The following is a 20,778-nucleotide window of genomic DNA, read 5'->3' as shown; positions in this document are numbered from 1 at the left end:
CAGAGCTTCACGATATTTTGCATTTATTGGTACGATTTTTTGAACACTGCGTTTGAAGATCGCCCCTTCAATTGCCACGATCGAAGACACACATGCTGCTCGCATGCGAAGCCGGCTCCGCACGAGGGTGAGAGTTTACTCTTGAGGGACCGGCTCCGCATGTGTTGCAGGAGTAATTAAAATGACAGATTGTGAAACCTTAAGCCGTCGCCAGGATATGGTGACCCTTCATGCGAAAGAGGATGAAACCGCCGGTTTAGGCGAGCGCGATTATGTAGATCATGTCAGCGCCCAGAAACTTTCGGCCTTCGAGCGCATTGTCGTAGTCGGAGCGCTGGTTCTCTTGAGCTTTGCGGGTTTTGCCGCATATTCTTCCGGCAATACGGACCCGATGACAACATCGGCCATTGCCGCTCCGGCCGGCGATAACATGCCGCCGCATCCGGCCTACGGCCATTGCCGCGATAGCAGCCCCTACGCTGAGAGGGTCTGCTGATAGCAAAACCACTGCATAATTCCTTAAATCGGAAACCGATTTAAGGATGAAATTATGCAGTCATTCAAAGTGCTACAGCGTCCTTTGCGCGTCTGAAAGACGCGCGGCGCAGTAGATCGCCGGGCGTGGAAACCTTGGCCCAGGCTGCATCGACAGCAGGAAAAGGGGAAAGGACCATCGCCGGCGACATCGACTACAAGCTTCACCGCTTCATCGACGCCCAGAACGGCGTCTACGAGCGGGCGCTCTTAGAGCTCAAAGCCGGACGCAAGACGTCCCACTGGATATGGTTCATCTTCCCGCAGATCGCCGGTCTCGGTACGTCGGCGATGGCCGAAAAATATGCGATCCGCTCGGCCGAGGAAGCCGCCGCCTATCTTGCCGATCCCATTCTCTCAAGCCGGCTGCTGCGCTGCGTCGAGGCGATCCTGTCCGTTGACGGCCGATCGGCGCACGAAATCCTGGGTTCACCCGACGACCTCAGGCTGCGCTCGTCGATGACCTTGTTTGCCGCGATCAGCGATCACGGTTCGCCCTTCCACCGGGTGATCGAGCATTTCTATCAGGGAAAATTCGACGAACGGACGATGGGAATCCTCAGCGCCAGCAAAGAATGATTTTATGCCGGTGGCCTAAAATCTGAATGCTGTTCCCAAATTAAATAGTTATCGGCCCGGCCTGCTTTCCAGCGTAGCAATTTCCTCGGAAATTTCGCTCAGCCGCTGACGCAGATCGCTGTCGGTGCCGTCATCGACCTCTTCCTCGCCGAAACAATAGCGCGCATCATGGAGCTCCAGCTTGGCTTCGAGCTCGGCGCGCTTGGCATACAGGCGTTTGAGATAGACGTAGTTCATCTCCCTGCCTCCACATCGCCCTCGGGTTAGTTTGAAAACGGTATGGAAGCGGTAAGGTTCCCCTCCCACACACTTGCGGTGGTCAGGCGAACGAAGCGATTGCCGCGTGGCAGGCTTTAGCGAAATGACCGCAGCAACCGGCAGCGCCCATGGCCTGGCGGCTGACGCGCGCGCCTTCGAGCAGCAGCGTCAACGTATCGGCAAGAAGCTGGGGTTCGCGCGCGCCGGCCGCCGAACAGAGCGCGGCCAGGCGATCACGCTGTTCGGCCTTGTGCCGTTCGATCATTTCGTGGGCGGGATGGCCCTCGCCCTTCAGCTCGATGGCGGCATTGGCGAGATCGCATCCGGCGGGCTCGCCGTTCAGACATTGCGCGCGCATCTCCACCCAGGCGTCCAGCTGGGCGCGCGGATTGCCGGGATAGGCCGATTCCAGATCGCGCCAGATGGCACCTGCCTTTTCGGAGGCGCGGCGAAGCGTCTCGCAGACGAGCTCGTCCTTCGAGCCGAAATGCCGGTAGAGCGTCATCTTGTTGGTCAGAGCCGCGTCGGCAATGGCATCGACACCGATGCCGCGGATGCCGCGCTCGCGGAAAAGCTCCGAGGCGGTCGAGACGATACGCTCCCGCGGCGGGATGCGATCTTCTGGAACGGCTGCGGAGATTTCATTCGAAGTTTCTGATTTTTTTGCGGACGTAGTCCTTGACATCAATGTGACCGATCGGTAACAAATGCATTGTTACTTACCGGTAACACCACGAAACGCGGAAGTCAATGCCGAGGGCATGGCGGCGGAAAGTGGAACACGGGCGACTGCCCACGAAAGGAGGACAACCATGACAAAGACCAGAGATGACCTGACGATATCCGAAGCCCTTCGCGACCCCCTGATCGCCATGGTGTTGCGCGCCGACGGCGTGAAGCTTGAAGACTTCAAGCAACTCCTGGAGACGGCCGCCCGCAAACGCGAACCGCGCTCGACATCGGTGGGTAACATGATCGGAGCGCTCGCAAGCCGCGCCAATCTGCCGGCAGTGCCCTGCTTCGGCTGAGCAAGCCGCCTAAACAGCTTGGGGATCTCTCCCTGCCCCCGTCAAGGGCTGCCGTCACAACCTGACGGCGGCCTTTGCCGCTTTAAAGCATATCGCGCAAAAGTGTGCAGCGGTTTTGCGACAACGGCATGCGTAAAAACAAAGACTTAAAGCGCAAGGAGCGAATCTGAAAGATCGCGACGCGCTTTAGAGGATCGGCTTGCCGCCGGTGACCGCGATTGTCGTGCCGGAGACATAACTCGACAAGGGATCGGCCAGCATCACATAGGCTGTTGCAAGCTCGGCCGGCTGTCCCGGCCGTTTCATCGGCACCTGCTTGCCGAAATTGCTGACGCTTTCTTCAGGCAGTGTCGAAGGGATGAGCGGCGTCCAGATTGGCCCGGGCGCCACCGCATTGGCGCGAATGCCTTTCTCGGCCAGAAGCTGAGCAAGGCCGGCGGTGAAATTCTGGATCGCGCCCTTGGTGGTTGCATAGGCAAGCAACGTCGGATTCGGACTGTCCGAATTGATCGAGGCCGTGTTGATAATGGCGCTGCCGGGCTTCATATGGGCGACGGCTGCCTTGGTCAGGTAGAACATCGAATGGATATTGACCTTGAAGGTCAGTTCCCACTCCTCGTCGCTGATCTCGTCGATGCTTTTGAAGCTCGCCTGATGCGCGGCGTTGTTGACGAGAATGTCGATACCACCGAGCTCCTTGACCGCCGTCTCGACGATCTGCCTGCAGTGGGCGGGATCCTGGATGTCGCCGCTGACGAGGATAGCCTTGCGTCCGGCCTGCTCGACGAGCCGTTTCGTCTCATCGGCATCCTCATCCTCGTCGAGGTAGGAGAGCACCAGATCGGCACCTTCCCTGGCATAGGCGATTGCCACCGCCCGGCCAATGCCGCTATCGCCGCCGGTGATGATCGCCCGCTTGCCCTTCAGTCGCTCGGAACCGCGATAGCTCTTTTCGCCGTGATCGGGAACGGGGTCCATCTGTGCCGTGAAACCCGGCATCGGCTGTTTCTGGGATGGGAAAGGTGGCGTGGGATAATTTGGCATCGTGACCTCCTGGGGTTCAGGGGGTCAAACTCGGGCTAAGGCTTGTTGTTCCAGCGGTGTTGCGGCGGAATGGCTTTTCGACCAGAATGACCAAAACTGGTCGGTCCTCGAGGATGCGTCATGGCAAGTGTCACGCTGGCGGAAGCAAAAGCCCGTCTCAGCGAATTGCTTAATCTCGTCGAAGCCGGCGAGACTGTCGAGATTTTGCGGCATGGCAAGCCGGTGGCGCAGATCGTGCCCGTGAAGACGCGCAAAAAACCGATCGACGTCGAGCAGCTGAAGGCAATGACCGCCTTGATGAGGCCGTCGTCCGGACCCATCGATTCCGCAACTTTTATCCGCGATATGCGCGACACCGATCGCTACTGATTCCTTACATCGATACATCGGCTCTAGTCACTGCCTGTATGATCGCGCAGCGATGGCTGGCAGAACTTCGATCCGAAGAGATCGCGGTCAATCCGGCTTGTGTCAGCGATCGTAAGGTTCGCCAAGATTCCTTGGCTATCTTCTGTTGCGATTTGCCTCTGCGACAGCTATGCCATAGTAATGTAACATAATCGTGTTTTTCATGAGGTGCGTGGAATTGGACGGAAAGACATCATCCACAGTTTACTCCGAAGATGAGGATGTTGCCGGCGAGACCGGTAGCAAGGGCGCGCGCCGCGCGCGCGTCAGCGGCATCGACCGGGCGCTTCAGGTGATCGATCATCTTTACGAGACCGGATCGCCGGCCGGCGTCTATGCTATCGCCAAGGCGGTGAAGGCGCCGCTGTCGACCGTTTACGTCATCGTCGACGATCTCGTCGAGAAAAACATGCTGACACGCCAGGCGGACGGCTCGATCTGGCTCGGCGCGCGGCTCTACCATTACGGCCTTGCCTATGCCAGGTCGCTGGATTTCATGAGCATCGCCACCCACGAAATGCACGATCTCTGCCGCCAGGCCGGCGAAACCGTGCAGGTCTGCGGCCGCGACGGCGACTATATGCTGGTACTGGCCATGGCCGACGGCCCGAGCCACTTTCAGGTGGCGTCCCGCGTCGGCACAAGGGTGCCGCTGAACTGGACGGCCTCCGGCCGCCTGCTCGTCGGCCACCTGGCCGAGGAGGAGCGCATCGAACTGTTCAAGCGCTGCGCCCGCTCTTCACCGACCGGCCGCGCCGAGATCGATCCAGGCACGCTGTCGGAAGCCGCCGGCAAGGCCTTCGAATCGCGCCTGTCGATCCAGGCCGGAGAATCGGATTATGCGGTTGCCTGCATCGCCTCGCCGATCTGCGATCGCGACGGCCAGTGCGTCGCCACCATTTCCATCGTGCTGCCGGAACAGAAGGCGTTTTCCGACGAGAACCACTATACGGCCCATGTGCGCAGTTCCGCGGAACGGATCGAAAAGCTGATGGGCTGGCGCAACCGCTGAGCATTGCGCCCTTTAGCGGGTCCTACCTGTAGGAATAGCCGTGGCTGTGGCGCACCAGCTTGCGCGCCCGCGGCACATAGCGGCTGGCGGTGAAGGCATCGGCGCCCATCACCGCATAGCGCGGCTCGAACAGCTTGTTGAGGACCGAAACGTCGCCGTTGGAATCCGTCGCCTCGAGGTCGGAATCGACCAGATCGAAAATGGTAAATTCCGCTTGCGAGCCGACCGCTAGCCGGTTCTCCATCGACAGCTTGATGACGGATGCCGGCGCATGGGTGACGGCTTCCACCACCTTGTCGAAAGGCATGCCGACGCTGAGCAGCTTCGACATCGTCGTCGCCAGATCCCAGACCGGGAAGTTCAGCGAATGGCCGTGAAGGTCGGTGGAGATCGAGAACGGCAGAAGTCCGCGCGCGATTGCCGCCTCGGCGACCTTGAAGGAGAAGGAGGCGCCGCCATGGCCGATGTCGAGACGGATGCCCTCGGAGGCGCAACGCTCGGCGAGATTGAAGAGGTCCTCGTCCTCCATGATGCTCGACCCGGCCTTGCCGTTGAAGCAATGGGTGACGACGTCGCCGGGGCCGAGGATCTCAAGCACCTCGTCATAGAGCGCCGGCGGCTCGCCGACATGCACCATCATCGGCACTTTCAAAATCTTGGCGATCTTCTTGCCGAGCTTGACCGGGGTGACGCCCCAGGACCCGGTGATGACATGGCTGGCCCGCACCTTGATGCCGACGATGTGCTCGCTGTTTTCGGCATAGACTTCGAGAATGCGGTCGAGGTCGATATCGCGGATATCCCGCAATTCCGCGACGCGGTTGCAGGCGACGAGGCCGATCGAGCCGAGATTGAGGAAGGCCTTGATGCGCTCGCGCGAGGGCTCGATGATATATTCCCGAAAGCCATGGAAATTCGCCTCACCGGCCGAACCGGCATCGACCAGCGTGGTGACGCCGCGCTCGACACCGCATTCGGACGGGCGGATGGAAATATCGGTGCCGCCGTGCCAGATATGCACATGCAGGTCGACCCAGCCCGGCGACATGAAGGCGCCCTTGCCGTCGATGCGCGTCACATCCTGCGAGACGGAAAGCGACGGACCGATCTCGGCGATCCTGCCGTCGGCATTGACCAGAATGTCGATTGCCCCCTCTGATGTGTCAGAGCCGAAAGCGATCGGTTTGACATTGGTGAGAAGAAGCGGCTTCTTCGCCTGGTCGCCGGACATGACATGCATTCCTTTCGAAGTCTTGGACCGGGGATCGCTCCTCGGTCATCCGTCTGAAATTCCATAGTTATGCTATATAAATCTTTATAATAGAATAAAGCCGAGGATGCCGCTGTCAAGAAAAATGACACGGCCGAAACCGCTCAGGAAATGTCAGCGGCGCGCTCCTTGCGAAGTGCGCCTATCTCGAAAGTCCGGAAAATTCGCGTGTGTTTTCAATCCCGAAGGATCGAATAGTCAAGCCGTTCCAGGTGATCGGGATCGGCGATGGCGTCGATCGCGGCGATCCTGCCATCGGCGATCGTCAGCGCCACGACGACGCGGAGCTGGCCCTGGATCTCCACGACGAATCCAAGCTCACCGCCGACGATGGCGATTTCGGCTGCCTGCGCCCGACCCTTGAAGGCTTCGGCCACGTGAGCTGCGCCGCGCATTTCGCCAATGGTGCCGAAGCGGGCGGCCGTCGCATCCGGCCGGAAGACGACGTCAGGGGCAAGCACCGCGATCAATCCCTCCAGATCGCCATTGCGCGACGCCGTCAGAAAGGCCTCGGCGATCGTCCGCTTGCGGCCGAAATCCACATCCGGCGCTTCGTCCACCCCCTGCACCCGGCGGCGGGCGCGGCTTGCGAGCTGGCGGGTGGCGGCGGACGAACGGCCGATGATCGGCGCGATCTCGTCGAAGGGCAGGTCGAACATGTCGTGCAGCACGAAGGCTACACGTTCGGCGGGCGCCAGCGTCTGCAGCACGACGAGCAGCGCCAGACCGACCGAATCGGCAAAGGCGGCTTCGCGCTCGGGATCGTTCGCCGGATCGGCGATCCCGGCATGGACAGGTGCCTCCAGCGGCTCTTCGCGCCGGGTCTTGCGGGCGCGCAGCATGTCGAGGCAGATGCGCGCCACCACCGTCGTCAGCCAGCCGCCGAGATTGCCGACCCCTGTCGTATCCGTGCGGCTGAGCCGCAGCCAGGCCTCCTGAACGGCATCCTCCGCCTCGCTGCGCGAGCCGAGCATGCGATAGGCTGCGGCCCTCAGATGCGCTCTGTTCGCCTCGAATTCTTCAGTCAGCCATTTTTTCTCGTCCATTTGTCACATTCCTCCGCTGCATTCCGTCAAGGCCATGACGAATGAACCCCGGCCGATGTGACAGCGCCGGCGGATCGTCAAACAGTAAACCTATAAAGGAGACTTATCATGCAGGAGAGAATGGGAAATCCCGCCCTCGTCCTTCCCGCGGCCATGCAGGCGCTGGCGGCTCTCAGCAAGGTGCCGGCCGAAACCGGCCTTTCGCCGAAGCTGCTCGAACTCGTCAATTTGCGCGCCAGCCAGATCAACGGCTGCAGCGTCTGTGTCGACGGGCACCCCCGCATTGCAAAGAAGCTTGGCGAAACGGACGAACGGCTCTTTGCCATCGGCGCCTGGCGCGACTCGCCCTATTTCAGCGATGCCGAGCGGGCAGCCCTTGCGCTGACCGAGGCGGTGACCCGCGTCAGCGATCGCGCCGACCCTGTGCCCGATGACGTCTGGGACGAAGCAACCCGGCATTATGACGGCAGGAGCCTCGCGGCACTTGTCATCGCCATCGCCAACATCAATGTCTGGAACCGGCTGAACATCGCCACCCGCCAGATCGCCGGGGCCTGGAAGCCGTAAATGGCGAAGTCGCCGGCAGCGCGTCACCCCTGCGCTGCCGGCAACCATCATCCCTAATCGGCAGGCTTCAGGCCATGCGAAACAATCGGTCGTTCAGATGATGCCGCCGCCGCCCGCAGCGGATGCCGGGCGCTCAGCCGCTACCTTCTTGCGATAACCGCTGGCGCGGTAGACGGCGATCGGGTCGATCGCGCCGCCGGCCCTGCGGCGGGCTTCGGCCAGGATAGGCTCGACATCGGCGCGATAGGCACGCTTCAGCGTTTCCGACGCCATCAGCGCGTCGTTGTCGTCCTGGAAACCGGAGAGCGCTTTGCGGTCGACGAGCAGTGCCTGCGCATAGGCGCGGCGGATTTCGTTGGCGCTGTTGATCAGGCTTTCGATCGGGTCGGTGACATTGTGCGACTGGTCGATCATATGGGCCGGGTTGAAGTCGTTGACGCCGCGCTGCTCGGCGTCAACCAGTTCATTGAAGACGAGGAACAGCCGGTAGGGATCGATCGCGCCGGCATCGAGATCGTCATCGCCATATTTCGAATCGTTGAAGTGGAAACCGCCAAGCTTGCCGAACTGGATCAGCCGGGCGACGATCATCTCGATATTGGTGTTCGGCGCATGGTGGCCGAGATCGACGAGGCAATAGGCCTTGGGGCCGAGCGTCTGGGCAATCAGGTAGTTGGTGCCCCAATCCTGCACGATGGTCGAATAGAAGGCCGGCTCGTACATCTTGTGCTCGGAGAACAGCTTCCAATCGTCGGGCAGCGCCTTGTAGATATCCGCCATCGAGGCAAGGTAACGCTCGAAAGCCTTGGTGAAATGGCTCTGGCCGGGGAAGTTCGAGCCGTCGCCGATCCAGACCGTCAGCGCCTTGGAGCCGAGCGCCTTGCCGATCTCGATGCATTCGAGATTGTGCTCGACCGCCTGCGCCCGCGTCGCTGCATCGGTGTGGCTGAGCGAGCCGTATTTATAGGAATGGGCCTGGCCGGGTGCATCGGAAAAGGTATTCGAATTCATCGCATCGAAGCCGAGGCCGAGCGCGTCGCCCTTGGCCTTCAACTCCCTGGCATCCGCCTTGTCCCAGGGAATATGCAGCGAGACGTTCGGCGTCGCCTGCGTCAGCTGGTTGATGACGGCGCAATCGTCGAGCTTGTCGAAGATGCCGCGCGGCTCGCCGGTGCCAGGGAAACGGGCAAACCGCGTGCCGCCGGTGCCGACACCCCAGGAGGGAACGGCAACGAAGAATTCCGCAACCTGGCGGGTGACCGCCTCAATATCGACGCCGCGACGGGCAAGCGTCGCACCCAGTGCCTCGTAGTCGGCTTTCAGCGCGGTTGCCCGCTTGTCGTTGTCCGTCGCGACCAGATCTGGCGCAATCCTGGAATCTGTCATCTATTCCTCCCTGGTCGCGAACCATAGGGCATGGTTCGCGTTCAAACGCTTACATGTCTTCAAACGAAGGAGCTACGATGGACGTTGTCCGCATTCTTCTTGCGATCATCCTGCCGCCCCTTGGCGTATTCTTGCAGGTCGGGATCGGCCTGCATTTCTGGCTCAATATACTGCTGACACTCTGCGGCTATCTGCCGGGGATCATCCACGCAATATGGGTGATCCTCCGGAAATAGCTCTATCCGTTTGCTTTACGCGTTCCGGGCGCAAAACCGCTGCACACTGTTGCTGGAATTGCTCTAGCGCGTAAAACTCTGCACATTGCCGGCATCGACGTTGATGATGTTGCCGGTCGATTTTGCCGAAAGGTCCGATGCGAGGAAGTAGATCGCCTCGGCGATATCTTCCGGAAACACGTTGAGTTTCAGCATCGAACGCTTGCGGTAATGTTCCTCGAGATCGTCCACCTCGATCTTGGACGAGGCGGCGCGCTGCTCGCGCCATTCGCCGCTCCAGATCTTCGAACCGCGCAGGACCGCATCCGGATTGACGGTGTTGACGCGGATGCCGGCATCCGCGCCTTCCAGAGCCAGGCAGCGGGCGAGATGGATTTCAGCAGCCTTTGCCGTGCAATAGGCAGACGCGTTCGGCGAGGCGGCAAGACCGTTTTTCGAAGCGACGAAAATGACATTGCCGCCGAGCGCCTGACGGCGGAACAGGCGGAAGGCTTCGCGCGAGACGAGGAAATAGCCGGTCGCGAGAATATCGATATTGCGGTTCCACGTCGCCAGCTCGGTCGCTTCGATCGGTGCGGAGGAGGCAATGCCGGCATTCGAGACGAGGATATCGATGCCGCCGAATTCGACGCAGGCTTCCGCGAAGGAGGCGATCACCGCATCTTCCTTGGTGACGTCGAGCCGGACGCTGCGCACGGCGTCAGCGCCGAACTTCTTGACGAAATCGGCTTCGGTGCCCTCTAGCGCTGCCTGGTCGATATCGGCAAGCACCACGCAGGCGCCTTCGCCGACGAGGCGTGCGGCCGTCGCCCGACCGATGCCGCCGGCGCCGCCAGTGACGAAGGCGACGCGGCCGGCAAGGCTCTTCGGCTTCGGCATGCGCTGCAGCTTGGCCTCTTCGAGCAGCCAATATTCGATATCGAAGGCCTCCTGCTCCGGCAGGCCCTGATATTCGGAGACCGTCGAGGCGCCGCGCATGACGTTGATGGCATTGACGTAGAATTCGCTGGCAATGCGAGCCGTCGCCTTGTCGCGGGCAAAGGACAGCATGCCGACGCCGGGAACGAGGAAGATGACCGGATTGGCATCGCGGATGGCAGGCGAATTGTCGTGCTTGCAGTCGTTGTAATAGCGGGCGTAATCGGCGCGGTAATCCTCCAGCGCCTTGTCGAGACCGGCGACAATCGCGTCGACATCCGGCTTGGCCGGGTCGAAATCGACGATCAGCGGGCGGATCTTGGTGCGCAGGAAATGGTCCGGGCAGCTGGTGCCGAGCGCACCGAGCGGGCGCAGATCGCTGGAATTGACGAATTCGAGCACTGCGTCCTGATCGTCGAAATGTCCGAGCTTGCGCTCCTGCTTGCCGATGCGGCCGCGGATCTCCGGCATCAGCCGCGCGGCGATGGCGCGGCGTTCGGCGACGGCCAAGCTCTCAGTGAGCGCGCCGCCGAAAATGGTCTTGCCTTCGGTCTTTTCGGCAAACCAGACGATCGCCTTGTTGATGATATCGAGCGTCAGCTCGTAGCAGGCCTTGGCATCGTTCGCCCAGGTGAAGAGGCCGTGGCTCTCGAGCACGACACCCTTGGCATTCGGGTTTGCGGCAACGAATGCGCCGAGATCGAGGCCGAGCTGGAAGCCCGGACGGCGCCAGGGCAGCCAGCCGATCTCGTCGCCGAAGATCTGCTGCGTCAATTCCTTCGAATTCTTCGATGCGGCGATCGCGATGATCGCGTCAGGATGCATATGGTCGACATGGGTAAAAGGCACGAAACCGTGCAGCGGCGTGTCGATCGAGGCGGCGCGGGCATTCAGGTTGAAGGTGCAGTGCGGCAGAAAGCCGACCATGCGGTCCTCGTCCTCGACACCCTTGTAGATGCCCTTCAGCGATTCCAGCTTGTCCTGGTAGAGCGTCGCGAAACCATCGAGCTTGATCGTGCCGACATCGCCGCCCGATCCCTTGACCCAGAGTACCTTCACATTGCCGCCGGTCAGCGGATCGGTTTCCAGCACCTTCGCCGAGGTGTTGCCGCCGCCATAATTGGTGATGCGCTTGTCGGCGCCAAGCAGATTGGAGCGATAGAGCAGCTTGCCAGGCTCATCGAGGCCTGCCGCATAAGCATCATCCCACCGGTTTTCCAGAAGCCGGACGTTCGCCGCCATGTCATCCTCCCATATGAAATCTTCATCGAGACACAAAGTTCGCGCCCCTTTTCGCTGACGGTATCGCTCATCAAAACGCAGCTTGTCAATCGAAAACGATCAAATTCGATTATTGTGCAGCGCAATATGAAAATTTATGATCGTTTTTGATTGACACATTGTCATATGTGCGAAATAAACGATCGAAGGAGGAGCCCCATGCACGAACGCGAACGCCATCGCATCATTCTGAGCGCCGTTCAGGAAAAGTCCGTCGTGACGGTTCAGGATATTTCCGAACTGACCGAGGCTTCCGAGGCGACGATCCGGCGCGACATCGCGGCTCTTCATGTTCAGGGCAAGATCCGGCGCGTGCGCGGCGGCGCCGAGGCCGTGCATCCGCCGCAGCTCGGCAATCTCGCCGGGCGCCCCTTCCGCGTTTCGGAATCGGTCAATATCGACAAGAAGCGCGCAATCGCACGCCAAGCCGTCGAGCTTTGCGATCCGGGCGACGCGATCATCATCAACGGTGGCACGACCACCTTCCAGATGGTGCACTTCATGGCGGCGCACCGCCTGCAGGTGATGACCAATTCTTTCGCCATCGCCGAACATCTGGTCAAGCATTCGAAGAACACGGTGACTGTGCCAGGCGGCGCGATCTATCGCGAGCAGAGCTTGATCCTCTCCCCCTTCGACAATGACGCGATCCGCAATTTCTACGCCCGCCGCTTCTTCATCGGCGCGCAGGGCGTCGGCCCGCTCGGCATCATGGAAGCCGATGCGCTGATTATTCAAAGCGAACAGAAGCTGATGCATCAGGCCGACGAACTGGTCGTCATGGCCGATTCCAGCAAGTTCCATCGCCGGTCGAGCCTCATTCTGTGCCCGCTCGAGCGTGTGTCGACGATCATCACCGATGACGGCATTCCAGAGGAAGCCGTCAGGATGATCGAGAATGCCGGCATCAGGCTCATTGTCGCGAGCCCGGTCGCCCAGGCAATCAAGGAGGATTCCTCGTCGGTCGCATAAGGCGCCGGCCAGGTGTGAAGAGTGTCAATCAAGTGGGAGGATGAAAGCATGAAACTCGCAAAGAAACTCGCAATCGGCGTGGCATTTGCCGTCGCCATGATGGCCGGCACGGCAAGTGCTGCCGACATCAAGATCGGTCTCGTCGTCAAGTCGCTCGGCAACGGCTTCTTCGATGCTGCCAACAAGGGTGCGCAGGAAGCCGCCAAGGAACTCGGCGGCGTCGAGGTCATCTATACCGGTCCGACGACGACGACGGCCGAAGGCCAGATCGAAGTCATCAACTCGCTGATTGCCCAGGGCGTCAGCGCCATCGCCGTTTCGGCCAACGATCCCGACGCGCTCGTTCCGGCGCTGAAGAAGGCTACACAGCGCGGCATCAAGGTCATCTCCTGGGATTCCGGCGTGGCACCTGAAGGCCGTATCCTGCAGCTCAACCCGTCGTCCAACGAGCTGATCGGCAAGATGTGCCTGACGCTCGTCAAGGACCATCTCGACGGCGGCAAGGGTGACTTCGCCATCCTGTCCGCCACGACCACCTCGACCAACCAGAACATCTGGATCGACCAGATGAAGAAGCAGCTCAAGGATTTCCCGGGCCTCAACCTCGTCACCACAGTCTATGGCGACGACCTCTCGGACAAGTCCTATCGTGAAGCCGAGGGCCTCTTGAAGGCGAACCCGAACATCAAGGTCATCGTCGCTCCGACGACGGTAGGCGTTCTCGCCGCATCGAAGGTTGTCGAAGACAAGGGCCTTGTCGGCAAGGTCTACGTCACGGGTCTCGGTCTGCCGTCCGAAATGGCCGGCGCGATCAAGTCGGGCGCCACGAAGGAATTCGCCATTTGGAACCCGATCGATCTCGGCTACTCCGCAACGCAGATCGCCTATCGCCTCGTCAAGGGCGAGACCGACGGCAAGCCAGGCAGCGAGATCGAAGCCGGCCGCATGGGCAAGATCAAGGTCGGCGACAACGGTGAAGCCGCCATGGCCGATCCCTTCGTCTACAATGCTTCGAATATCGACCAGTTCTCCAAGGTCTTCTGATCTGGGGCCGACGCATAAAAGCCCGGCGGCCTGATGGCCGCCGGGATTCTCATTCGACACTGGTAGAAGCTGATGAACGCCGCCTTTCAACAAACCGCCACGGACAGCAAACCCGGTGATGCGCCCGCCATTCTGGAAATGCGCGGCATCTCCCAGATCTTTCCGGGCGTGAAGGCGCTCGACAATGTCAGCATCGCGCTGCATCCCGGCACGGTCACCGCGCTGATCGGCGAAAACGGCGCCGGCAAATCGACGCTCGTCAAGATCCTGACCGGCATCTACAGGCCGAACGAAGGCGAGATCCTCGTCGACGGCCAGCCGGTGACCTTTGCCAGCGCCCAGGCCGCAATCGACGCCGGCGTCACCGCCATCCATCAGGAAACCGTGCTGTTCGACGAACTGACGGTTGCCGAAAACATTTTCCTCGGCCATGCGCCGCGCACGCGTTTGCGCACTATCGACTGGCAGGCGATGAACAGCCGCGCCAAGGCGCTGCTGACCGCGCTCGAAAGCAATATCGATCCAACGATCCGGCTGAAGGACCTCTCGATCGCGCAGCGCCATCTGGTGGCGATCGCGCGCGCGCTGTCGATCGAGGCCCGCATCGTCATCATGGACGAACCGACAGCAGCCCTTTCCCGCAAGGAGATCGACGATCTCTTCCGCATCGTCCGCGGCCTGAAGGAAAAGGGCAAGGCGATCCTCTTCATCAGCCACAAGTTCGACGAGGTGTACGAGATCGCCGACGATTTCGTCGTCTTCCGCGACGGCCGCGCCGTCGGCCAGGGCCGGCTGAAGGAAACGCCGCAGGACGAGATCGTCCGCATGATGGTCGGCCGTGACGTCGAGAATGCTTTTCCGAAGGTCGATGTCGCCATCGGCGGCCCGGTTCTCGAGATCCGCAACTACAGCCACCGCACCGAATTCCGCGACATCTCCTTCACCCTGCGCCAGGGCGAGATTCTCGGCATCTACGGCCTGATCGGCGCCGGCCGTTCGGAACTGTCCCAATCGCTCTTCGGCATTACCAGGCCGCTCTCCGGCACCATGATGCTCGAAGACCGCGAAATCACCATCCATTCGCCGCAGGACGCAATCCGCGCCGGCATCGTCTACGTGCCGGAGGAGCGCGGCCGCCACGGGTTGGCGCTGCCGATGCCGATCTTCCAGAACATAACGCTGCCCTCGCTCGCCCGCACCTCGCGCCGAGGCTTCCTCAGGGCGGCAGAAGAATTCGCCCTCGCCCGCAAATATGCCGAGCGGCTGGACTTACGCGCCGCGGCCCTTTCCGTCCCGGTCGGCACGCTCTCCGGCGGCAACCAGCAGAAGGTCGTCATCGGCAAATGGCTGGCGACGGCGCCGAAGGTCATCATCCTCGATGAACCCACAAAGGGCATCGACATCGGCTCGAAGGCGGCCGTGCACGGCTTCATCAGCGAACTCGCCGCCGAGGGCCTGTCGATCATCATGGTCTCGTCCGAACTGCCCGAAATCATCGGCATGTCGGACCGCGTCCTGGTGATGAAGGAGGGTCTCGCCGCCGGAATTTTCGAACGCGCCGAGCTGTCGCCGGAAGTGCTGGTGCGCGCCGCCACCGGCAATGCATGAGGCCCGCAATGCACAAGGTAAGAGCATGGCAAGACTGATCAGAAAACGCGAAACTCTGCTGTTCCTCATCATCGTGGTGATGATCGCGATCTTTTCGACGCGCGCTGCCGATTTCGCAACGCCGGACAATCTCGCCGGCATTTTCAACGATACCTCCATCCTGATCATCCTGGCGCTGGCGCAGATGACGGTTATCCTGACGAAATCGATCGACCTGTCCGTCGCCGCCAACCTCGCCTTCACCGGCATGGCGATCGCGATGATGAATGCCGCCTATCCCGACCTGCCGCTCGTCGTGCTGATCCTTGCCGCGATCGTCATCGGCGCCTGTCTCGGCGCCATCAACGGCTTTCTCGTCTGGGCGCTCGAAATCCCGCCGATCGTCGTGACGCTCGGCACGCTCACCATCTATCGCGGCATGGCCTTCGTGCTGTCGGGCGGGGCGTGGGTGAATGCCCACCAGATGACGCCGGTCTTCCTGTCGGTGCCGCGCACGCCGATCCTCGGCCTGCCGGTTCTCGGCTGGGTGGGCATCGTCATCGTGCTGCTGATGTATGTCCTGCTCAGATACACCCAGTTCGGCCGCTCGGCCTATGCGACCGGCGGCAATCCGACCGCGGCCGTCTATGCCGGCATCGATACGGGCTGGACGAAATTCCTGGCCTTCGTTCTGTCGGGCGCGCTGGCCGGCCTTGCGAGCTATCTCTGGGTGTCTCGTTATGCCGTCGCCTATGTCGATATCGCCAACGGCTTCGAACTCGACAGCGTCGCAGCTTGCGTCATCGGCGGCATCTCGATTGCCGGTGGCGTCGGCTCGGTCGCCGGCACCGTGCTCGGTGCGCTCTTCCTCGGCGTCATCAAGAATGCATTGCCTGTCATCGGCATTTCACCCTTCACGCAGATGGCGATCTCCGGAACCGTCATCATTCTCGCCGTCGCCTTCAACGCCAGGCGTGAGCGCAACCGCGGCCGCATCATCCTGCGCGACCGCGCCGCAGCCGAGATCAGAACGGAGGCAGCAGCATGAGCACCGTGTCCACACACGAAAAGCGGGTCATTCCCGACCGCCTCGGCACGCCTTTTCGCCGCATCGCCGCGAGCTGGGAAGTGCTGCTCTTTGCCGTCGCCGTGCTGATCTTCATCTTCAATTCGCTCGCCTCGCCCTATTTCCTCGATTCCTGGAATCTTTCGGACGCCACCTTCAATTTCACCGAAAAGGCGATGATCGCCTTCGCCATGGCGCTGCTCGTCATATCAGGCGAGATCGACCTCTCGGTCGCTGCGATCATTGCGCTCGCCTCGACGGCGATGGGCGCGGCAGCGCAGGTCGGCATCGGCACACCGGGCCTGGTCGCGATCGGCATCGGCACCGGTCTTGCCTGCGGCATCTTCAACGGCGTTCTGGTCTCGGTGCTGAAACTGCCGTCGATCGTCGTCACCATCGGCACGATGAGCCTCTTCCGCGGCATTTCCTATATCGTGCTCGGCGACCAGGCCTATGGCAAATACCCGGCTGATTTTGCCTATTTCGGCCAAGGTTATGTCTTCTGGGTATTCTCCTTCGAATTCGTGCTCTTCATCGTGCTGGCGATCCTCTTCGCCGTCCTCTTGCATGCGACGAATTTCGGCCGACAGGTCTATGCGATCGGCAACAACGACTTCGCCGCCCGCTTTTCCGGTATCCCGGTCGAGCGCGTCAAATTCATCCTCTTCCTGCTGACCGGCGTCATGAGCGGCGTTGCCGCCGTCTGCCTGACTTCGCGCCTCGGCTCGACCCGGCCGTCGATCGCCCAGGGCTGGGAACTCGAAGTCGTCACCATGGTCGTGCTCGGCGGCATCTCGATCCTCGGCGGCTCCGGTACCATCGCCGGCGTCGTCATCGCTGCCTTCGTCATGGGCCTCGTCACCTTCGGCCTCGGCCTGCTGAACGTGCCCGGCATCGTCATGTCGATCTTCATCGGCCTGCTTCTGATCGTCACCATCGCCATCCCGATCATCGCCCGTCGCATCAAGGTCATGAGCTCCCGATGACTTTAGAAAAACACGCCTTCAAGATGCAGCTCAATCCCGGCATGGAAGCCGAATACCGCAAGCGGCATGACGAGATCTGGCCGGAACTGGTCGATCTTCTGCACAAGTCGGGCGCCAGCGACTATTCCATTCATCTCGACCGCGAGACCAACACGCTGTTCGGCGTGTTGACACGGCCCGCCAACCATTCGATGGCAAGCCTGCCGGACCATCCGGTCATGAAAAAATGGTGGGCGCACATGGCCGATATCATGGCGACCAATCCCGATAATTCGCCGGTCCAGAGCGACCTGGTCACCGTCTTCCATATGCCATGAACGCCACCTCCTATCGCCGCATCGCCGTCCTCGATATCGGCAAGACCAATGCCAAGATCGTCGTACTCGACAGCGAGACGGGCGCCGAGATCGCCGTCCTGAAACGGCCCAATATCGCGCTCAAAACCGGTCTCTATCCGCATTACGACGTAGAGGCTCTCTGGTCCTTTGCGCTCGATGCGCTGAAGAGCCTTGCGCGCGAGCCCGGCTTCGACGCCATTTCGATCACCACCCATGGCGCATCCGCAGCACTCCTTGCCCGGGACGGCGCGCTTGCCATGCCTGTCATCGACTATGAACACGAATATCCGCAGGAAGTCCGTGATGCCTATACGCGGCTGCGCCCCTCCTTCGACGAAACCTTCTCGCCGCACCTCGCGATGGGTCTCAATGTCGGCGCACAGCTGCACTACCAGAAGACCACCTTTCCCGAGGAATTCGCAGAGGTTGCGACCATCCTCACCTATGCGCAATATTGGACGGCGCGGCTGACCGGTGTTGCCGCCAATGAGCTGACTTCGCTCGGCTGCCATACCGACCTCTGGAACCCGAGGGAGGGCCACTATTCCTCGCTCGTCGACAGGCTCGCCATCCGCGACCTCATGGCGCCGATCCGTTCCGCCTTCGATGCGCTCGGCCCGGTCCTGCCCGACATCGCCGCTGAGCTCGGCCTTGCCGCACCCGTGCCGGTCTATTGCGGCATTCACGATTCCAATGCCTCGCTGCTGCCGCATCTGGTCCATCGGGAGGCACCCTTCGCCGTCGTCTCCACCGGCACATGGGTCATCAATTTCGGCGTCGGCGGCGATCTCGATCATCTCGATCCGAAACGCGATGCGCTCGCCAATGTCGATGCCTATGGCCGCGCCGTGCCCTCTTCCCGTTTCATGGGCGGCCGTGAATTCGAGATCCTGTTGGCCGAGATCGGCCCTGTCGACGAAAAAGCCGCTCAGGCGGCAATCGGCCCGGTCATCGACAAGGGCATGATGCTGCTGGCGAATATCGCCTCCGGTTCCGGGCCTTTTCCGGGAAAGACAAGCCGCTGGATCGGCGCCGAAGAGGCAAACCGCGAGGAACGCTCTGCCGCCGCCTGTCTCTATCTCGCTTTGATGACCGATGCCTGCCTCGGACTGATCGGCGCAAAAGGCCCCGTTATCGTCGAAGGGCCTTTTGCGCTCAATGGGACCTATCTCAAGCTGCTTGCGGCCCTGACCGGCCGCGAGGTCATGGCCCTTCCGGGCTCGACCGGCACCAGCCAGGGCGCAGCCCTTCTCACCGGCATCCGGCCAGTATCGGGTGCCGAGACGCATGTTCCACCGGCCGATATCCCGGGACTGACCAGCTATCGCACCCGCTGGTACGCGGCGATGGAATAGGAGTCTTTCCAAAAGCGGCCTTGTTCGTCCCTGCCTTCTCGTTAGTGTGGCACCTCGAAAATCAGGTCGAGGAGATAGCATGACAGAGACATTCGATCCGCGCACGGTTGCAGCCAGGCTTCACAGCCTGCGACAGGCCGGCAGACAGGAGGCAACGAGCACTTTCCCGCTGCCCGCCGATCTCCATCAGGCGATGGAGGCACAGAATTTGCTCACTGCTGCGGACCGTATTTCGAGCAATGCCTGGAAGGTGACGGTCTCGCCGCAGGACCAGGCGGTCACCGCTCCGCTGTATCCCTATGTCGAAGCCGTTTCGGGCGCGGACATTCCCTGGTATCCGGGCCTGAAATTCGAAACCGAGATCGCCGTCCGTCTCGGCAGCGACCTGCCAGTCCGCGCGGGCGTTCCCTACAGCCGCACTGAGGTGGTCGAGGCGATTTCCGCTGTCTATCTCGGCGCCGAGCTGTTGGTCAGCGCCGTGAAGGAAAGCGGCAGCGTTTCGTTTCTGCTGTTCGTCGCCGACCGCCTCGGCAATAGCGGCTATGTGCTCGGCCCGGAGGTCGAAAAAAGCGTCGTCGATACCGCCGCCGGCACGCCGCTCAAGGTCACCCATGCCGGCCGCACGATCTATGATGGTCCGGCACAGCATCCGAAAGGCGACGTTCTCACCTGGCTCGTCGATTATGCCAATGACAGCTTGCGCCCCAGGACATCGCTGAAGGCCGGTGCGCTCATGACAACGGGCACGTTGAGCGGCGCGATCGAACTGACCGAACCCGGCGAGATCGACATTCTGCTCGGCAATGCCCGCCTCAGCTTCTCGGTGTCGAAGGTTTGATTTGACGCCGCTTTCCCCGGATTGGGAGCAGACTTGATCCCGGATTTGGTAATTGCCATCCGGTTCCGCCTGCGGTAATAAACTTGAGTACAAATTGAAGGTTTATTTCCGGCGCGTGGCCGGAGGCGGAAGTGGAAATGACGTTTCAACCGCGGATGCAGAACAAGATCCAGGGCTTCTCCGTCGTCGGCGTGCATCGCCGCCTGTGGAACGGCATCGTCGCCGATGTCTGGGACGTGGAATGCGCCTCTTATGCCGGCGGCTATTACGTCTCGCGCGATCCGCGGCTGTTCATCATGCTCGACAAGCGGGGACCGGGCAATTCGCATATCAAGCTCTCGCCGAAGGCGCAGGGCACCGTCCAGGACACGGAGAAACGGCCGATCTCCTATGTGCCGGCCGGCATGGAAGTCTGGGCCGATCTGACCGACGTGCATTCGGTGCGCCACCTCGACATCCATTTCGACGCCGAGACCGTCAGCCGCCGGCTGATGGAGGATATCGATCCGCGCCGTCTCGAAAGCCCGCAGCTTCTGTTTTCCGATGAGCGGGTGCTGTCGCTGGCACAGCTGGTCGCCGCCGAATGCCTCAATCCGGAGCCGCTGCACGATCTCTATGGCGACGGCCTGGCATTGGCGCTGATCATCGACGTCCTGAAGATCGCCAAGGCGATGCCGCGCAAACGCAGCAAGTTGGCCTCCTGGCAGCTTCGCCGCGCCACCGAATTCATCGAGGAAAACTGCCTGCGCAATATCCGCCTCGAGGAACTCGCGGCCCTGACAGGCCTGTCGCAGTCGCATTTCAGCCATGCCTTCAAGGCCTCGACCGGCATCGCTCCCCATCAATGGCAGACCAATGCCCGGCTCGACAGGGCCAAGCGGCTGCTTGTCGAAAGCGAAAATGCGTTGACGACCATCGCTGCCGAAACCGGCTTTGCCGATCAGGCGCATTTTACCCGCGTCTTCCGCAAGCATGTCGGCATCACGCCGGCGAGCTGGAAGAAGGCACAAGTTGCCTGATTGCAA

The 20,778-nt window shown here is 61.2% G+C and carries 23 protein-coding genes; 16 read left to right on the top strand and 7 right to left on the bottom strand.

Translation table 11 applies throughout. The features are described from left to right. Positions 1–217 precede the first annotated feature (217 nt). Positions 218–496, top strand: coding sequence for a hypothetical protein (locus B5P46_RS13700; RefSeq protein WP_017996456.1), 279 nt, complete (start codon positions 218–220; stop codon positions 494–496). A 176-nt stretch (positions 497–672) separates the two neighbouring features. Next, positions 673–1,113, top strand: a complete 441-nt coding sequence (locus B5P46_RS13695) for a DUF1810 domain-containing protein (RefSeq protein ID WP_129419458.1) — start codon at positions 673–675, stop codon at positions 1,111–1,113. Between the two features lie 48 nt (positions 1,114–1,161). On the opposite strand, the gene B5P46_RS13690 is transcribed toward B5P46_RS13695, so the two are convergent. Together B5P46_RS13690 and B5P46_RS13685 are read right to left on the bottom strand one after the other, a co-directional pair. Further along, complete coding sequence (locus B5P46_RS13690; protein WP_003547852.1) at positions 1,162–1,350, bottom strand: hypothetical protein; 189 nt, start codon at positions 1,348–1,350, stop codon at positions 1,162–1,164. An 82-nt stretch (positions 1,351–1,432) separates the two neighbouring features. After that, positions 1,433–2,056 carry a TetR/AcrR family transcriptional regulator gene (locus B5P46_RS13685; protein WP_129419121.1) on the bottom strand — a complete coding sequence of 208 codons (624 nt, stop codon included), beginning with the start codon at positions 2,054–2,056 and terminating at the stop codon, positions 1,433–1,435. A gap of 127 nt (positions 2,057–2,183) precedes the next feature. On the opposite strand from B5P46_RS13685, the gene B5P46_RS13680 reads away from it, so the two are divergent. Beyond that, the gene (locus B5P46_RS13680) at positions 2,184–2,399 is read left to right on the top strand and encodes a hypothetical protein (protein ID WP_025397489.1); all 216 of its coding nucleotides are present in this window, start codon (positions 2,184–2,186) and stop codon (positions 2,397–2,399) included. A gap of 186 nt (positions 2,400–2,585) precedes the next feature. Here B5P46_RS13680 and B5P46_RS13675 read toward each other — a convergent pair whose 3' ends face one another. Continuing rightward, complete coding sequence (locus B5P46_RS13675; RefSeq protein ID WP_129419120.1) at positions 2,586–3,443, bottom strand: SDR family oxidoreductase; 858 nt, start codon at positions 3,441–3,443, stop codon at positions 2,586–2,588. Between the two features lie 120 nt (positions 3,444–3,563). On the opposite strand from B5P46_RS13675, the gene B5P46_RS13670 reads away from it, so the two are divergent. Together B5P46_RS13670 and B5P46_RS13665 are read left to right on the top strand one after the other, a co-directional pair. Then, complete coding sequence (locus B5P46_RS13670) at positions 3,564–3,812, top strand: type II toxin-antitoxin system Phd/YefM family antitoxin (protein ID WP_129419119.1); 249 nt, start codon at positions 3,564–3,566, stop codon at positions 3,810–3,812. Between the two features lie 202 nt (positions 3,813–4,014). Further along, entirely contained in the window at positions 4,015–4,863 is an 849-nt protein-coding gene (locus B5P46_RS13665; protein WP_129419118.1) for an IclR family transcriptional regulator, read from the top strand. A 22-nt stretch (positions 4,864–4,885) separates the two neighbouring features. Here the strand turns inward: B5P46_RS13665 and B5P46_RS13660 are convergent, their stop codons facing one another. Then, positions 4,886–6,094, bottom strand: coding sequence for an amidohydrolase/deacetylase family metallohydrolase (locus B5P46_RS13660; RefSeq protein WP_129419117.1), 1,209 nt, complete (start codon positions 6,092–6,094; stop codon positions 4,886–4,888). 215 nt (positions 6,095–6,309) lie between these two features. Further along, a complete protein-coding gene (locus tag B5P46_RS13655) occupies positions 6,310–7,179 on the bottom strand; it encodes a sigma-70 family RNA polymerase sigma factor (RefSeq protein ID WP_129419116.1) in 870 nt (289 codons plus the stop codon). Between the two features lie 108 nt (positions 7,180–7,287). On the opposite strand from B5P46_RS13655, the gene B5P46_RS13650 reads away from it, so the two are divergent. Next, positions 7,288–7,746: a carboxymuconolactone decarboxylase family protein gene (locus B5P46_RS13650; RefSeq protein ID WP_129419115.1), complete on the top strand. Its 459-nt coding sequence runs from the start codon at positions 7,288–7,290 to the stop codon at positions 7,744–7,746. Positions 7,747–7,839: 93 nt separating this feature from the next. Here the strand turns inward: B5P46_RS13650 and rhaI are convergent, their stop codons facing one another. Beyond that, positions 7,840–9,132 carry an L-rhamnose catabolism isomerase gene (gene rhaI, locus B5P46_RS13645; protein WP_129419114.1) on the bottom strand — a complete coding sequence of 431 codons (1,293 nt, stop codon included), beginning with the start codon at positions 9,130–9,132 and terminating at the stop codon, positions 7,840–7,842. Positions 9,133–9,209: 77 nt separating this feature from the next. Here rhaI and B5P46_RS13640 point away from each other — a divergent pair, with 77 nt between their 5' ends. Next, positions 9,210–9,368 carry a YqaE/Pmp3 family membrane protein gene (locus B5P46_RS13640; protein ID WP_017958027.1) on the top strand — a complete coding sequence of 53 codons (159 nt, stop codon included), beginning with the start codon at positions 9,210–9,212 and terminating at the stop codon, positions 9,366–9,368. A 63-nt stretch (positions 9,369–9,431) separates the two neighbouring features. Here the strand turns inward: B5P46_RS13640 and B5P46_RS13635 are convergent, their stop codons facing one another. Further along, positions 9,432–11,528 carry a bifunctional rhamnulose-1-phosphate aldolase/short-chain dehydrogenase gene (locus B5P46_RS13635; RefSeq protein WP_129419113.1) on the bottom strand — a complete coding sequence of 699 codons (2,097 nt, stop codon included), beginning with the start codon at positions 11,526–11,528 and terminating at the stop codon, positions 9,432–9,434. Positions 11,529–11,726: 198 nt separating this feature from the next. Here B5P46_RS13635 and B5P46_RS13630 point away from each other — a divergent pair, with 198 nt between their 5' ends. From B5P46_RS13630 to B5P46_RS13590, 9 genes are all read left to right on the top strand, one after another. After that, the gene (locus tag B5P46_RS13630) at positions 11,727–12,539 is read left to right on the top strand and encodes a DeoR/GlpR family DNA-binding transcription regulator (RefSeq protein WP_018246533.1); all 813 of its coding nucleotides are present in this window, start codon (positions 11,727–11,729) and stop codon (positions 12,537–12,539) included. 48 nt (positions 12,540–12,587) lie between these two features. Further along, the gene (gene rhaS, locus B5P46_RS13625) at positions 12,588–13,583 is read left to right on the top strand and encodes a rhamnose ABC transporter substrate-binding protein (protein WP_018497178.1); all 996 of its coding nucleotides are present in this window, start codon (positions 12,588–12,590) and stop codon (positions 13,581–13,583) included. A gap of 72 nt (positions 13,584–13,655) precedes the next feature. After that, positions 13,656–15,191 carry a sugar ABC transporter ATP-binding protein gene (locus tag B5P46_RS13620; protein WP_129419112.1) on the top strand — a complete coding sequence of 512 codons (1,536 nt, stop codon included), beginning with the start codon at positions 13,656–13,658 and terminating at the stop codon, positions 15,189–15,191. A 25-nt stretch (positions 15,192–15,216) separates the two neighbouring features. Then, a complete protein-coding gene (locus B5P46_RS13615; protein WP_129419111.1) occupies positions 15,217–16,218 on the top strand; it encodes an ABC transporter permease in 1,002 nt (333 codons plus the stop codon). Further along, positions 16,215–17,222 carry an ABC transporter permease gene (locus B5P46_RS13610; RefSeq protein ID WP_129419110.1) on the top strand — a complete coding sequence of 336 codons (1,008 nt, stop codon included), beginning with the start codon at positions 16,215–16,217 and terminating at the stop codon, positions 17,220–17,222. Before B5P46_RS13615 ends, B5P46_RS13610 begins: the two co-directional genes overlap by 4 nt. Then, positions 17,219–17,539 carry an L-rhamnose mutarotase gene (gene rhaM / locus B5P46_RS13605; protein WP_129419109.1) on the top strand — a complete coding sequence of 107 codons (321 nt, stop codon included), beginning with the start codon at positions 17,219–17,221 and terminating at the stop codon, positions 17,537–17,539. Before B5P46_RS13610 ends, rhaM begins: the two co-directional genes overlap by 4 nt. Beyond that, a complete protein-coding gene (locus B5P46_RS13600) occupies positions 17,536–18,915 on the top strand; it encodes an FGGY-family carbohydrate kinase (RefSeq protein WP_129419108.1) in 1,380 nt (459 codons plus the stop codon). The genes rhaM and B5P46_RS13600 overlap by 4 nt, the downstream gene beginning before the upstream one ends. Before the next feature lie 79 nt (positions 18,916–18,994). Next, entirely contained in the window at positions 18,995–19,753 is a 759-nt protein-coding gene (locus tag B5P46_RS13595; RefSeq protein WP_129419107.1) for a fumarylacetoacetate hydrolase family protein, read from the top strand. 137 nt (positions 19,754–19,890) lie between these two features. Beyond that, positions 19,891–20,772, top strand: a complete 882-nt coding sequence (locus B5P46_RS13590; protein ID WP_129419106.1) for a helix-turn-helix domain-containing protein — start codon at positions 19,891–19,893, stop codon at positions 20,770–20,772. Positions 20,773–20,778 lie beyond the last annotated feature (6 nt).

This window comes from Rhizobium leguminosarum (assembly GCF_004123835.1).
Lineage (GTDB): Bacteria > Pseudomonadota > Alphaproteobacteria > Rhizobiales > Rhizobiaceae > Rhizobium > Rhizobium leguminosarum_M.
Note: the sequence above shows the minus strand (reverse complement) of the source record. Positions and strands in the feature narration are given on the sequence as shown.

Excerpts from the sequence above, each read along its gene's own strand:
- B5P46_RS13590 (WP_129419106.1), top strand. The coding sequence starts at position 19,891 with ATGACGTTTCAACCGCGGATGCAGAACAAGATCCAGGGCTTCTCCGTC.
- B5P46_RS13665 (WP_129419118.1), top strand. The coding sequence starts at position 4,015 with ATGAGGTGCGTGGAATTGGACGGAAAGACATCATCCACAGTTTACTCC.
- rhaI (WP_129419114.1), bottom strand. The coding sequence starts at position 9,132 with ATGACAGATTCCAGGATTGCGCCAGATCTGGTCGCGACGGACAACGAC.
- B5P46_RS13655 (WP_129419116.1), bottom strand. The coding sequence starts at position 7,179 with ATGGACGAGAAAAAATGGCTGACTGAAGAATTCGAGGCGAACAGAGCG.
- B5P46_RS13635 (WP_129419113.1), bottom strand. The coding sequence starts at position 11,528 with ATGGCGGCGAACGTCCGGCTTCTGGAAAACCGGTGGGATGATGCTTAT.
- rhaM (WP_129419109.1), top strand. The coding sequence starts at position 17,219 with ATGACTTTAGAAAAACACGCCTTCAAGATGCAGCTCAATCCCGGCATG.
- B5P46_RS13615 (WP_129419111.1), top strand. The coding sequence starts at position 15,217 with ATGGCAAGACTGATCAGAAAACGCGAAACTCTGCTGTTCCTCATCATC.
- B5P46_RS13690 (WP_003547852.1), bottom strand. The coding sequence starts at position 1,350 with ATGAACTACGTCTATCTCAAACGCCTGTATGCCAAGCGCGCCGAGCTC.
- B5P46_RS13650 (WP_129419115.1), top strand. The coding sequence starts at position 7,288 with ATGCAGGAGAGAATGGGAAATCCCGCCCTCGTCCTTCCCGCGGCCATG.
- B5P46_RS13685 (WP_129419121.1), bottom strand. The coding sequence starts at position 2,056 with ATGTCAAGGACTACGTCCGCAAAAAAATCAGAAACTTCGAATGAAATC.
- B5P46_RS13700 (WP_017996456.1), top strand. The coding sequence starts at position 218 with ATGGTGACCCTTCATGCGAAAGAGGATGAAACCGCCGGTTTAGGCGAG.
- B5P46_RS13675 (WP_129419120.1), bottom strand. The coding sequence starts at position 3,443 with ATGCCAAATTATCCCACGCCACCTTTCCCATCCCAGAAACAGCCGATG.
- B5P46_RS13595 (WP_129419107.1), top strand. The coding sequence starts at position 18,995 with ATGACAGAGACATTCGATCCGCGCACGGTTGCAGCCAGGCTTCACAGC.
- B5P46_RS13620 (WP_129419112.1), top strand. The coding sequence starts at position 13,656 with ATGAACGCCGCCTTTCAACAAACCGCCACGGACAGCAAACCCGGTGAT.
- B5P46_RS13680 (WP_025397489.1), top strand. The coding sequence starts at position 2,184 with ATGACAAAGACCAGAGATGACCTGACGATATCCGAAGCCCTTCGCGAC.
- B5P46_RS13600 (WP_129419108.1), top strand. The coding sequence starts at position 17,536 with ATGAACGCCACCTCCTATCGCCGCATCGCCGTCCTCGATATCGGCAAG.
- B5P46_RS13640 (WP_017958027.1), top strand. The coding sequence starts at position 9,210 with ATGGACGTTGTCCGCATTCTTCTTGCGATCATCCTGCCGCCCCTTGGC.
- B5P46_RS13630 (WP_018246533.1), top strand. The coding sequence starts at position 11,727 with ATGCACGAACGCGAACGCCATCGCATCATTCTGAGCGCCGTTCAGGAA.
- B5P46_RS13610 (WP_129419110.1), top strand. The coding sequence starts at position 16,215 with ATGAGCACCGTGTCCACACACGAAAAGCGGGTCATTCCCGACCGCCTC.
- B5P46_RS13670 (WP_129419119.1), top strand. The coding sequence starts at position 3,564 with ATGGCAAGTGTCACGCTGGCGGAAGCAAAAGCCCGTCTCAGCGAATTG.
- rhaS (WP_018497178.1), top strand. The coding sequence starts at position 12,588 with ATGAAACTCGCAAAGAAACTCGCAATCGGCGTGGCATTTGCCGTCGCC.
- B5P46_RS13660 (WP_129419117.1), bottom strand. The coding sequence starts at position 6,094 with ATGTCCGGCGACCAGGCGAAGAAGCCGCTTCTTCTCACCAATGTCAAA.